The following is a 12,170-nucleotide window of genomic DNA, read 5'->3' as shown; positions in this document are numbered from 1 at the left end:
CGCTAATTACGCACTCCAGATCCGGATGAGCCAGATAACCTCGACGGCGAAGTGCGCCACCATTAATGGTAAAGATTCTAAGAATCGACTGAACATGCGGCCGACGTAGACACCCGCACCAATGTCCTGGTATAAAATGCGACATTGGACGAACATCAATCCCCAGATGGCGCATCGGAGTCAGAACCATGACTTCCGCACCATCCCAATGACGAAGGTTCATCATATGGCGCGCAAGGAAGTTATCCAGTACATCGACGACCTCGACGGCACCACGCTGCACGAGGATGACATCAAGGTGGTCCGTTTCGGATACCAGGGCCGCAATTACTACCTCGACCTCTCCGCGGCCAATGCGGAGAAGTTCGACCAGATGATCCGCCCGTACGTCGACAAGGCGCACGCCGACGATTCCGCTCCGGCCACCCGCGCCCGCCGCGGATCCAACCCGAATTCCACCAAGCAGCGCGAGCGCAACCGGATCATCCGCCAGTGGGCGAAGGACCGGGGCATGACCGTCGCCGATCGCGGCGCCCTGCCGAAGGCCATCATCGACGAGTACGAGGCCGCGCACTCCTGATCCGGCCCCACCGGACCGCACGGCCCGCTCCCGCCACCAAACCCCGGGGCGCGGCCCCGCCCGACCACCCGCACCCGCCAGCCCCGCCCGGATCGTCCCGGGCCGGGCTCGCGGGTGCCGGGCACGTGAAAGGGGATGGCTTCCGTTGCTGGAACCCCTGGTCTTCCTCATTTCGGGGATCCTCAAAGCCTGGCATCTGATCATCGCGGCGGTGCCGGGCGTTTCCGTGTCCGCGGCCTGGACCGCGTCGGTGATTCTCCTGCTGATCACCGTTCGCCTGGCGCTTTTGCCCATCGCCTATCAACAATTGTTGATGGGCCGAAAAACGGTCAATTTGCGCCCGCAATTCGCGGCGATCCGCGAAAAGTACTCCCGCAGCATCGAACCGAACGCGGCGAAGTACCAGAAATGGGCGATGCAGGAGCTGCGGGAACGCAACGGCATCAGCACGTGGACCGGTTTGATCCCGCCGCTGGTGCAAATCCCCGTCTTCATCGGCCTTTTCCGGATGCTGCGCCGCATGGCCAATGCCGGGGCGCACGGTTCCGAGGGGGTCACCGAAAGCGTCGGCTTCCTCAGCGGCGACGAAGTCCGCGAGTTCACCTCCGCCACCTTCGCCGGCGTTCCGTTGCCCGCGTACATCGCCATGCCCGAGGCGCAATTGGCGGAACTGGACACCACCTTCGCCGACGTCTTCGCCGTGTGCGCCCCGCTCATCGTGGCGGCGGCGACGTTCACGGGAATCAACATGGCGATTTCGATCAATCGCCTCAGCCGCACCCTCGACCACGGCTCCCGCTTCATGCGCGGCACCTACAAATACATGGTCACCATGACCTTCTTCGCGGTGTCGTTTCCCCTGTTCTTCGGTTTCCTCGGCCCCGCGCCGGTGGCGATCGTCGTCTACTGGGTCTGCAACAACCTCTGGACCATGAGCCAGAACGCGATCATCACGATCATCCTGGAGCGCCGCCACCCGCTCACCGCCGAATTCAAGGCGCTGCGCGACCATACCCGCGATGCCCGGCGCGACGACCGCTCCAAGAAGGCGAAGGGCCGTCGTGAAGCGCGAAGCTCCCGCTGGCGCGCGCTCGCCGGCACCATCCGCCAACCTTCCCGCCGCTCCGAATTGTGGGACGCCCATCGCACGTTCCTCGCCGACCGCGACGCCGCGGCGAAGGCCGTCACCGACCGGCAACGCGCGCAGCAGGCGAAGATCCACCAGACCCGCCAGCTCGCGCGGCTGCTGCGGGCCGACTCCCAGGGGCGCCTGCCCAATCTCGAGGGCAACACCCGCATCAACGAAGCGTGGCGCCGGTCCGCGCCCCCACCGGACGACGCCGACGGCCAGCCCGGCGACGACCGGATCGTCGGCAAGCTGGGGAAGGTCGCCGTTCGCATGACGCTGGCGAAAGACGACCACGTCCGACGCCGTACCGGCGGCCGCCTCAGTGCTCGGCGTAAACCAGGTCGCGGGCGAGGTCGCGGGCCGTCTGCAGGGGCGTGAGGTCCTTCGACATCTTCGAGCCGGCCAGCCCGCCGTCGAGGTAGAGCATCAGCATGTTGGCGTGGAGTGACGCCTGGTTGCATTCCTTCTCGGCCAGCAGTTGCCGCAGCGTGTCCCACACCCACGTGCGGTGGGCGACGACGGCGGCGCGGATCTCCTCCTCCGACTCGGTCGCCGGATTCGGGTACTCCGACGCGGCGTTCTGGAAATGCGATCCGCGGAAGCCGATGGTGGGTTGTTCGGCGATGCACTGGTCGAAGAACGCGAGGATCTTCTCCTCCGGCGTGTCCAGCGTGTCCGCCCGCGCCTCCCATGCGGCGCGCCATTTCTGGTCGAGGTCTTCCAGGTAGGCGATGACGAGCTTGTCCTTCGACCCGAACAGCGAGTAGAGGCTGGCCTTGGCGACGTCGGCTTCGCGCAGGACGCGGTCGATGCCGATGACGCGGATGCCTTCGTTGGCGAACAGCTCCGTGGCGGAGGTCAGGAGTCGGTCGCGCGGGCTCGGGCGGTTGCGGCGCCGCCCCCGCGTCTTGCCGGTCGTCGCGTCCGCCACGTCGTGCTCCCGTCCCTTCGCCTCGTTTGCGCCTGACCTGCGCGGTGCTCGTCCTGCGGTGGTGATGTGCATCACCGCCGCACCGAGTGGTCAGACTGGTCAGTGCGGCCGAGCTTTCACCCGAGTTTACAGCCACGCCGCCCCGCGGGGAGGGTTGCCCGCCACTTTTCGCGGCTTGGGCTCCCGGTTGCGGTGCGCGCCGCGCTGTTGCCGCTTCTTCTTGCTTGACGACGTCCGCGTGGAGGCGGCGGCCGTCGCAAAGTACTGCCACCGTCCCGCAAACAGCCTGGTCGCGATTTTTCGGCGGGCCGAAATGTGGACTTTCTGACCGGCGTATCCGTCGCCGAGCGGAACTGGCCCGACCGTGCCACGCTAAGTGGCCATGGGGGGAAACATCGAACATCTGCCATTGCCGACGTGCGGGGCCACCCGCGCCGAACTGCTCGCCGACGGGTGGACCGACCGGACGATCAAGGCCGCGATGCGCGCCAGCCAGCTCGTCCGCATCGGCCGCGGCTGGTACGCGACGCCACCGACGATCCTGGAGGCGAAGATGTCGCTGGTGACGCGCCTGAACCCGTCGGCGGTGCTGTCGCATCGGACGGCGGCGTGGCTCCACGGGTTCCGAAAGTCGCCGCCGGACGTGCTCGACGTCATCGTTCCGCGCAGCATCACCGCGCTGCAGGGGGCGGTGGTACACCGGCGGGAACCCGCGAACACCGTCGTCGCCATGATCGACGGGTGGCGCGTGACCGGGGCGGCGCAGACACTGGCGGATCTCATGGCCCCGTCGCAATGGGGCGAGCGGCTGACGGCGACGATCGTCGACGGCACCTTCCCCACCATGGCCAGCCGCGCGGCGCTGCTCGCCGAGGCGCGCGAACTGAACCACCCGCGGGCGTCCGCGCTGGTCACGCTGCTGTCGTGGGCGCCGGAGGGGGCGCGGTCGAACGTGGAGCGCCGGGTGGCGCGGGCGCTGGAGCGGCTGGGCTTCATCGTGGTGCTCGACTACGCCATCGGCCCGTATCGCTTCGATCTGGTGCATGTCGGGGCGCGGCTGGTCATCGAGTTCGATTCGGAGAAGTACCACGCGACCGTCGAGGCGTTCCGCCACGACCGGGCCCGCCAGAATCTCGCCGTCCGCCGGGGCTGGGGTTTTCTGCGGTACCACGACTTCGACGTCACCCATCGGTTCGACGTCGTGGTCGCCGAGATCGCCGCGACCATCCGGGAGCGCATGGGTGGGGTGCGCGTCGAGTCGGATTGGGATCGTCTGCCGTGTTGGGAGCTCTACGAGGCCCTGCACTGGGCGCATGCGGAGTCGTTCGCGGCGGACTTGGGGCTGCTTCGGCGGGAGTAGAGGCGCGGAGCGGGCAGTGCCGGTGAGAAAGTCGACATTTCGGCCGGCCGAAAAATCGCGACCAGGCTGTTTGCGGGACGGTGGCAGTACTTTGCGACGGCCACCGCCTCCACGCGGGCGTCGTGAAGCATGAAGCTGCGCGGGAACCGCGGCAGCGCATGAAAAAGCCCGGGCCCTTCCGCGAGGAAGGAAACCCGGGCCGAATCGCGTGGCGCGGAAAGCGCTTAGCGGCGCTTGGTCACCAGACCCACGATCCACAGCAGGATCACCGCGCCGATGAGGCAGGTGATGAAGCTGAAGATGAGGCCACCGCCCTCGACGTCGAAGCCGAGCGCGCCCAGCAGCCAGCCGCCGAGGAAGCCGCCGATGATGCCGACGATGATGTTCAGGACGACGCCCATCGATGCGTCCGTGCCCATGATCTTCGAGCCGATCCAGCCTGCGAGACCACCGACGATGATCCAGCCGATGAAGCCGAGGGTCGGGGCGGTGGCGGCGAGGAGAAGAGTGTCAGTCATTGTTGTTTCCTTTCACGGGAGACGGAACCGTAATTCGGAACCGTCGTTCACCGGTTCCACCCCAGTGTAAACGATATGCACCCAAAGTGGCAGCCCGGGCCGCTAACGATTCGGGAACGATCCCGGCATCCCCGACGCACCCCGCCTTCGTCGCCCCGAAACGCCGACGGGCGGGGCGGGACCGTGGCGCGAAACCCATCGATCCCGACCCCGCCCGGGAGTCCTCCGTCGGCCGCTTCCGCCTTACTTCGGCAGCGAATCCGGCCGGACGACCATCATCGGGCACGGCGCGGCCTGCAGCAGCGCGCGCGACGTGGACCCGAGCAGCATGCCCTTGAAGCCGCCGCGGCCGTGCGAGCCGACGACGAGCAGCTGGGCACCCTCGGACGCGTCGGCCAGGGCGCGCACCGGGCGGTCGCGGGTGACGACCTTGGTCACCTTCACGTCCGGGAACCGCTCCGACCAGCCGGCCAGGCGCTGTCCGAGCAGGGCGTTCTGCTCTTCCTCGACGACCTGCCACTGCTGCTGGGCGGCGGACAGGCCGGCGAGCGACGCCTGGACCTGCATGTCCATCCAGGTGTGCACGGCGATGAGTTCGGCGCCGCGGGCTTCGGCCTCCTTGAAGGCGTTTTCGATGGCTTTCTGGGACACGCCGGATCCGTCGACGCCGACGACGACGGGGCCGTACTTGGTTTCCTCGGTGACGGCGTTGTCCTCGCGGACGACGACGACCGGGCACGACGCGTGCGACACGACGGCGGCCGACACGGATCCCATGACCATGCCGGACAGTCCGCCGAGGCCGCGGGAGCCCATGACGATCATGGTGCACTGCTCGGACAGGTCGAGCAGCATGTCGATGGGGCTGCCTTCTTCGATCTGGTGCGAGACGTCGACGTCGGGCATGTAGTCGATGGCGACCTTCTTGGCCTCCTCGATCTTCTCGAGCGTCTCGGCTTCGAGGTCCTCGTAGAGTTCCTGCGGCGGGACCATTCCTTCGGCGTACAGGAACTGCGGCATGGAGTAGCTGCTCACGAGGCGCAGCGGGATGCCGCGTTTGACTGCGGTGTTGGCCGCCCACTTGGCTGCGGTCTTGGACGCATCCGAACCGTCGACGGCGCAGACGATGATGTCTTGTTTGGGCATTATGCCCCTTCCTCCTTGGGCGGCGGCCGCTGTCGGCTTCCGCCTCTCTTGTGCACGTCCACCACTCACGCTACCCCCGTTTCGGCTGCTTTACGACGACTGCCCTCGGGGATTTTCGGCGGTCAGGTGAGCCAGGCCTCCCCCAGTCGCCGGATGGAGTCGATGCGGACGCTCGGGTCGTGGGAGTAGGTGACGGTGATGATTTCGTCGGCGCCGGTGTCGGCGGCGAATTGGTCGAGACCTGCGGTGACGTCGTCGGCGGTGCCGTGGAAGGAGCAGCGGAGCATGGTCTGGACGCGTTGCCATTCGAGCATGGTGGCGCCGGCTTCGGGGTGGTCGACGGGTTGGGGCAGGGGTTTGCGGGCGCCGCCGCGGCCGAGTGACAGGAACATCTGCTGGATGACGGAGAATTCGCGGCGCGCCCGTTCCGCCGTGTCGGCGACGAGGACGTTGGCTGCGACCATGACGTGCGGTTCGGCGATGGTGGCGGTGGGTGCGTCGGCGTTGAACGAGTCGCGGTAGACCTCGAGCGCTTCGGCGAGCTGGTGCGGTGCGAAGTGGGAGGCGATGGCGAATGGCATGCCGAGCACGGCGGCGACGGACGCGCCGGCGGTGGTGGAGCCGAGGACGTACATGGGCACGTTGGTGCCCTGGCCGGGGTAGGCGACGATCTTCGCCTCGGGGCGCACGGGCCCCAGGTACCGGACGAGGTCGCGGATGTCGGCGGCGAAGTCGACGACGTCGGATGCTCCGCGCCGCAGTTCCCGGGCGGTCGACGGGTCGGTGCCCGGCGCGCGGCCGAGTCCCAGGTCGATGCGGTCGGGATGGATGGTGGCCAGCGTGCCCACGTCTTCGGCCACCCGCAGCGGCGCGTGGTTGGGCAGCATGATGCCGCCGGAGCCGACGCGGATGGTCGACGTCGCGCCGGCGATGTGGCCCATCAGCACCGTCGTCGCCGACGACGCGATGTTCAGGGTGTTGTGGTGCTCGGCGACCCAGAACCGCTTGTAACCTGAGGTTTCGGCGGCACGGGCGGCCTCCACGGTGGCCGCGATGGCCTCGGCGGCGGTCGACCCGGCCGACACGGGCACGAGGTCGAGGACGGACAGCGGTGGACGAGATCGGCTCATGCCCTCGTTGTACACGACGCCCCGGATCGCGCCGCCGCCTCCGACGGTCACGTTGTTACGATCCTCCCGTGCCCACGACCCCTCCGCCCGCACGCCGCCGTCGCCGCCGCCTGGCGCCGCTGCCGATTCGCGACGGGCTCAATCCCTCCCGCGTCCGCGCCCCCGGTGCGCCGGGGGATGCGCCGGTCACGGCGATGGATCTGGTCACCGCCGCGGTCGAGGGGCAGACCCACCGCCACCCGGATGACGGTCCGGCCACCGTCGCCGCCCGTTTCGCCGAGGGCGCCGTCGTCGACGCCAACGCCCGCCCCCTGGCCCCGGACGCGCCGCTGCGCCCCGGCACCGACATCTGGTTCTACCGGCTGCCCGCGCCGGAGCCGACCATCGCCGGGCCGATGCCGATCCTCCACCGCGACCGCGATCTCGTCGTCGTGGACAAGCCTCCGTTTTTGGCCACGACGCCGCGCGGCCGCCACATCACCGAGTCCGCCGTGGTCCGCCTGCGCCGCGAACTCGACGACGGCGACCTCATCCCCGCGCACCGTCTCGACCGTCTGACCTCGGGCGTTCTCGTCTTCGTCGCCCGGCCCGAGGTCCGTGGCGCGTACCAGGATCTCTTCGCCGACCCGGGCGCCGTCGTCAAGCATTACGAGGCCCGCACGCGCCGACCCGCACCCGGCGAACTGCCCGACGCCCCGTTCACGCTGCGCACGCGGCAGGAGAAGACCCGGGGGATCCTGCAGGCCCGCACGGTGACCGGCGAACCCAACGCGATCACCGTCGTCGAGGACGTTTCGCTTGACGACGGCCACCCGGGGCCCGGAACCGCCCTATGGCGGCTGCGGCCGATCACCGGACGCACCCACCAACTGCGGCTGCACCTGCATGACCTGGGCTTTCCCATCCTCGGGGATCCGCTCTACCCCGACGTCCTGCCCGCCGACGCCGAAGACCCCGCCCGCCCCATGCACCTGCTGTGCCGCGAACTGTCCTTCGACGACCCCACCACCGGGCGACGCCGCACCTTCCGCAGCCGGCGCGGGAGCCCCACGTGGCGGCGACCCGACATAATGGGGAACATGTAACCGACCGGCACCCCGGCCGGCGCGCAACCGCACGGAAGGTCACACATGTCCGTACCCGACACCCCGGGCACCGCAACCCCGAAGGAGCCGGCCGCCCGCGCGATCGGCCTGACCAAACGCTACGGCGCCGGAGACACCGCCGTCACGGCGCTCGACGCCGTCGACGTGGAATTCGGCCGCGGCGAATTCACCGCCATCATGGGCCCCTCCGGATCCGGCAAGTCGACCCTCATGCACTGCATGGCCGGCCTCGACACCGCCACCTCCGGCGAGGCGCGCATCGGCGACACCGAACTGTCCGCCCTGTCCGACAAGGAGATCACGGCCCTGCGCCGCGACCGCCTCGGCTTCGTCTTCCAGTCCTTCAACCTCGTGCCCACGCTGACCGCCGCCGAGAACATCACGCTGCCCGTCGACATCGCCGGCCGCACCGTCGACCGGGAATGGTTCGACTCGATCACCTCCCGACTCGGCCTGACCGGGCGACTGTCGCACCGCCCGTCGGAACTGTCCGGCGGCCAGCAGCAGCGCGTCGCCTGCGCCCGCGCCCTCGTCGGCAGGCCCGAGATCATCTTCGGCGACGAACCCACCGGCAACCTCGACTCCAACTCGTCGCGCGAAGTGTTGCAGATCCTGCGCACCGCCGTCGACGACCTGGGGCAGACCGTCGTCATCGTCACCCACGACGCCAAGGCCGCAAGCTACGCCGACCGCGTCATCTTCCTCGCCGACGGCCGCATCGTCGACGAGCTCCGCGACCCCGACACCGACGCCATCCTCAACCGCATGGCGCGCATGGAACAACAGTGAGCGCATCCTTTTCGACCATGCGGCGGGTTTCCGTCCGAAGCCTCGCCGCCCACAAGATCCGCTTCGCCCTGACCATCCTGTCCGTGGTGCTGGGCACCGCGTTCATCTCCGGCGCATTCGTGTTCACCGCATCGCTGAACAAGGCGTTCGACGGCGTGCTGGCCACCGCCTACGACGGAATGGACGTCGTCGTCGAATCCCCGTCCGGCACGCCCGGCATGGACCGCGACACCGTCGACGCCATCGAGGCCGTCGACGGCGTCGGCGCACTCAACGTCAGCGCGCGGGCGGCCAGCGTCATCATGACCGGTTCCGACGGCAAGCCCATCCAGACCGGCGGCGCCCCCGCCCAGGGCCTGCCGTACTACGACGACGCCGAGGCCGTCGGCCCCTCCACCACGTTCCCCGAAGGCAACCCGCCGCGGGGCCCCGACGAAGTCGCGGTCAACGACACCGCCGCCGAACGCGGCAACGTCGGCGTCGGCGACACCGTCACCGTGGTCACCGGCTCCGACCGGGCCGACGTCACCATCTCCGGCGTGTACCAGCTCGACGGCGACGTCGCGGGCTGGTTGGGCGTCCTGTTCCCCGTGGACACGTGGATGAATCTCTACACCGACGGCGAACACGTCGATCAGGTGGTGCTCGCCGCCGCCGATGGCGTGGATCCCGGACAGCTGCGCGACCGCATCGCCGCCGAGTTCCCCGACCTGGAGGTCGACACCGGCGCCGCGCTCGCCGAACGCGACTCCGAGCAGATTTCGCAGGCGCTCGGGTTCGTCAACTACTTCCTCGTCGCCTTCGGCCTCATCGGTCTGCTGGTGGGCACGTTCATCATCTCCAACACGTTCTCCATGCTGGTGGCGCAGCGGACCAAGGAGTTCGCGCTGCTGCGCGCCCTCGGCGCGTCCCGCGGGCAGCTCACCGGTTCGGTGGTGATGGAGGCGATCGTCGTGGGCCTCGTCGGCTCTCTGCTCGGCGTCGCCGCCGGCTTCGGCCTGTCGCAGTTGCTGTACGCGGCCATGGGCGCATTCGGCTTCGACATGCCGGGCAACGGGCTGACCGCCACTCCGGCGGCCGTCGTGGTGCCGCTCGTCGCCGGGCTGCTCATCACCGTCCTCGCCGCGTGGGCCCCGGCCGCCCGCGCCGGCGCCATCCCTCCGGTGGAGGCGATGCGCTCCGGCGACCAGGGCTCCGACCCGAAGCTTCGGGTCCGCACGATCGCCGGCGCGGTGCTGGCGGTGCTGGCCGTCGGCTTCATCGTCTGGGCGTTGCAGTGGACCGACGGCGACACCGGTCCCCGCGCCCGCCTCGTCGGCTACGGTGCGGTCGCCTCGATCGCCGCGATGTGGCTGGCCGGCCCCGCGCTGTCGATTCCGTTGGTGGGCTCTCTCGGCGGCGTCATCGGTGCGCCGTTCGGGGCCGTCGGAAAGCTGGCGGCGACCAACTCCCGCCGCAACCCGCGGCGCACCGCCGCCACCGCGTTCGCCCTCACGCTCGGCCTGGCGCTCGTCGCGTGCGTCGGCATGCTCGGCTCGACGATGAAGGGCGCCATCGACGACTTCATGGACGAGAACTTCGCCGCCGACTACGTGCTCAGCCCGCCGATGATGGCCCACGTGGCCATGCCCGACGGCGTGCGCGGTGCGGTCTCCGACGTCGACGGCGTCACCGACACGGCCACCGTCTACCTCGGCGCGGCGCAGGTCATCGACGCCGACGACCCGGAGGCGCTCGCGCAGGCGCAGGCCGCGATCGCCGAGGGACCGGGCGCGACCGGCCCGGGAGGCGCGGGCGGCCCCGGCGGCGGCTCCTTCCTCGACGGCGATTACGGCCGGTGGTATTCGGCGGACACCATCGCGGGTTCGCTCGACTTGGCCGCGCCCGATGCCGGTGCGGTGATCTCCGAGTCGGTCGCCGAAGAGCGCGGCTGGGAGCTCGGCCACCCGGTCGGAGTGGTCTCCCCGATGGGCATCATCGACACCGAGGTCACCGGCATCCACTCCGACATCGACGGCGAGGGCGGCATCACCCTGTCGCCGTCGATCCTGGACCGGGCGGGGGCGTCGCGCGCCATGCTCACCCCGATGCAGATCTACGTCGGGATCGAGGGCGGATCCGCCGACGCGCGGGCCGCGGCGCTCGACGACGGAGCCGATGCGTCCGACCGTGACGACTACATCGACGCCGACCGCGTCGAGTCGTTGCGCGGCCCCCTCGAGGAGGCGGTGGCCCCGTATCTCGTCGTACAGGTGCAGGATCGGGAGGAGTTCGGCGGCGTCGCCGCAGCCTCCGTCGATGCCCTCCTCGGCATCGTGTACGCGCTGCTCGGGTTGGCGGTCGTGATTTCGATCCTCGGCATCATCAACACCCTGGCCCTGTCGATCATCGAGCGGCGCCAGGAGATCGGCATGCTCCGCGCCGTCGGCATGCAGCGCTCCGACATTCGTCGCATGGTTCGCCTGGAGTCGATGCAGATTTCCATCTTCGGCGCGGTGGTCGGCGCGTTGCTGGGCCTTGGCCTCGGGTGGGCGTTGCTGACCGTGCTTTCCGACGAGGGACTCGGCACGATCGTCGTGCCCTGGGGGTTGCTGGCGACGGTGCTCGTCGGCGCCGCGATCGTCGGCGTCCTCGCTGCGGTCTGGCCAGCGCGGAAGGCGGCCAAAACTCCGCCGCTCGCCGCCATCGCCGACGAATAGGCGCGACGCACGTACCCACGAAACGACGATCCGCCCCGGCTCTGGTGAGCCGGGGCGGATTCTTGGCGGATGCGACGAAAGCTAGGCGGATGCGGCCCTTAGGCGGAAGGTGCGGGATTCGTCGCGGCCTTGGTTTCGTCGAGTTCGACGCGGCGAATGCGCTTGCCCAGGATCATGAAGAACATGATGAATGCGATGGTGAGCAGAATGTGGCCCAGGCCGGCCATGCCGGACCACATGGCGCCCCACGCGTCACCATTGCCGGTGGTGTGGACGATGCCGTTGGCGAGCATGAAGCCGATGGTCCAGACCAAAGCGATGTTGTGGACGATGAACCAGGCGTCGAATGACTTGTGCGCGCTGAGACGGAACAGCTTCTCCAACGCGAGGGCGATGAGGAAGAAGAACGTGCCCAGCACGAGCAGGTGCGTGTGCAGGGTATTCAGCTGCGACGTTTCGACGGCGTCGTAGACGCGGGTCCACTCGCGGTAGAAGACTCCGGCGAAGAGTCCGAATCCAAGGTACGTGGCGGCGGCGATGTAAAGCTTTCTCATACCTCCCACCCTATTCACGGAGGCCGGAAACATCGATCTACCTGCGGTTTTCACCCCGATGACGGGTCAATCAATAGTTGGGGACGCCGGGCCTTCAAACGAACAGCGCCTTAAAAAAACGCCCCCTTGAGACGCGTAAAGCGTGGTCCCCGCCAACCCCCACACAGGGAATCAGCGGAAACCACGCACCACACGCAAAAAGACGGGCCCCGCACCCCAAGGACAAAC

General features: G+C 68.8%; 11 protein-coding genes. 6 read left to right on the top strand and 5 right to left on the bottom strand.

Going from position 1 to position 12,170, the window contains the following annotated elements; genetic code table 11:
* The first annotated feature begins 226 nt into the window (after positions 1–226).
* Together HMPREF3121_RS09930 and yidC are read left to right on the top strand one after the other, a co-directional pair.
* Entirely contained in the window at positions 227–580 is a 354-nt protein-coding gene (locus tag HMPREF3121_RS09930; RefSeq protein ID WP_070522974.1) for a histone-like nucleoid-structuring protein Lsr2, read from the top strand.
* A 145-nt stretch (positions 581–725) separates the two neighbouring features.
* Positions 726–2,087: a membrane protein insertase YidC gene (gene yidC / locus HMPREF3121_RS09925; RefSeq protein WP_070522971.1), complete on the top strand. Its 1,362-nt coding sequence runs from the start codon at positions 726–728 to the stop codon at positions 2,085–2,087.
* On the opposite strand, the gene HMPREF3121_RS09920 is transcribed toward yidC, so the two are convergent.
* Positions 2,029–2,640, bottom strand: a complete 612-nt coding sequence (locus tag HMPREF3121_RS09920; protein ID WP_070522968.1) for a TetR/AcrR family transcriptional regulator — start codon at positions 2,638–2,640, stop codon at positions 2,029–2,031. The genes yidC and HMPREF3121_RS09920 overlap by 59 nt on opposite strands.
* Before the next feature lie 382 nt (positions 2,641–3,022).
* On the opposite strand from HMPREF3121_RS09920, the gene HMPREF3121_RS09915 reads away from it, so the two are divergent.
* Positions 3,023–4,000, top strand: coding sequence for a DUF559 domain-containing protein (locus HMPREF3121_RS09915; protein ID WP_070522965.1), 978 nt, complete (start codon positions 3,023–3,025; stop codon positions 3,998–4,000).
* A 224-nt stretch (positions 4,001–4,224) separates the two neighbouring features.
* Here the strand turns inward: HMPREF3121_RS09915 and HMPREF3121_RS09910 are convergent, their stop codons facing one another.
* From HMPREF3121_RS09910 to HMPREF3121_RS09900, 3 genes are all read right to left on the bottom strand, one after another.
* Positions 4,225–4,518 carry a GlsB/YeaQ/YmgE family stress response membrane protein gene (locus HMPREF3121_RS09910; protein ID WP_070522962.1) on the bottom strand — a complete coding sequence of 98 codons (294 nt, stop codon included), beginning with the start codon at positions 4,516–4,518 and terminating at the stop codon, positions 4,225–4,227.
* A gap of 243 nt (positions 4,519–4,761) precedes the next feature.
* On the bottom strand, positions 4,762–5,664 hold the full coding sequence (locus HMPREF3121_RS09905) for a universal stress protein (RefSeq protein WP_070522960.1): 903 nt from the start codon (positions 5,662–5,664) through the stop codon (positions 4,762–4,764).
* 122 nt (positions 5,665–5,786) lie between these two features.
* Positions 5,787–6,845 carry an LLM class flavin-dependent oxidoreductase gene (locus HMPREF3121_RS09900; protein ID WP_371327340.1) on the bottom strand — a complete coding sequence of 353 codons (1,059 nt, stop codon included), beginning with the start codon at positions 6,843–6,845 and terminating at the stop codon, positions 5,787–5,789.
* Between the two features lie 17 nt (positions 6,846–6,862).
* Here HMPREF3121_RS09900 and HMPREF3121_RS09895 point away from each other — a divergent pair, with 17 nt between their 5' ends.
* From HMPREF3121_RS09895 to HMPREF3121_RS09885, 3 genes are read left to right on the top strand one after another with little or no spacing between them, the layout of a single operon-like run.
* Positions 6,863–7,879 (top strand): pseudouridine synthase, encoded by a 1,017-nt coding sequence (locus HMPREF3121_RS09895; RefSeq protein ID WP_246580146.1) that lies wholly within the window; start codon positions 6,863–6,865, stop codon positions 7,877–7,879.
* A 45-nt stretch (positions 7,880–7,924) separates the two neighbouring features.
* The gene (locus tag HMPREF3121_RS09890) at positions 7,925–8,689 is read left to right on the top strand and encodes an ABC transporter ATP-binding protein (protein WP_070522958.1); all 765 of its coding nucleotides are present in this window, start codon (positions 7,925–7,927) and stop codon (positions 8,687–8,689) included.
* Entirely contained in the window at positions 8,686–11,388 is a 2,703-nt protein-coding gene (locus HMPREF3121_RS09885) for an ABC transporter permease (RefSeq protein WP_070522955.1), read from the top strand. The genes HMPREF3121_RS09890 and HMPREF3121_RS09885 overlap by 4 nt, the downstream gene beginning before the upstream one ends.
* A gap of 98 nt (positions 11,389–11,486) precedes the next feature.
* On the opposite strand, the gene HMPREF3121_RS09880 is transcribed toward HMPREF3121_RS09885, so the two are convergent.
* Positions 11,487–11,942: a DUF2871 domain-containing protein gene (locus HMPREF3121_RS09880; protein WP_070522953.1), complete on the bottom strand. Its 456-nt coding sequence runs from the start codon at positions 11,940–11,942 to the stop codon at positions 11,487–11,489.
* Positions 11,943–12,170: the final 228 nt, after the last annotated feature.

It is taken from the genome of Corynebacterium sp. HMSC11E11 (assembly GCF_001807025.1).
In the GTDB taxonomy this organism is placed as follows: domain Bacteria; phylum Actinomycetota; class Actinomycetes; order Mycobacteriales; family Mycobacteriaceae; genus Corynebacterium; species Corynebacterium freneyi.
The sequence above is the reverse complement of the archived record's forward strand: the minus strand, read 5'-3'. Positions and strand labels throughout refer to the sequence as shown.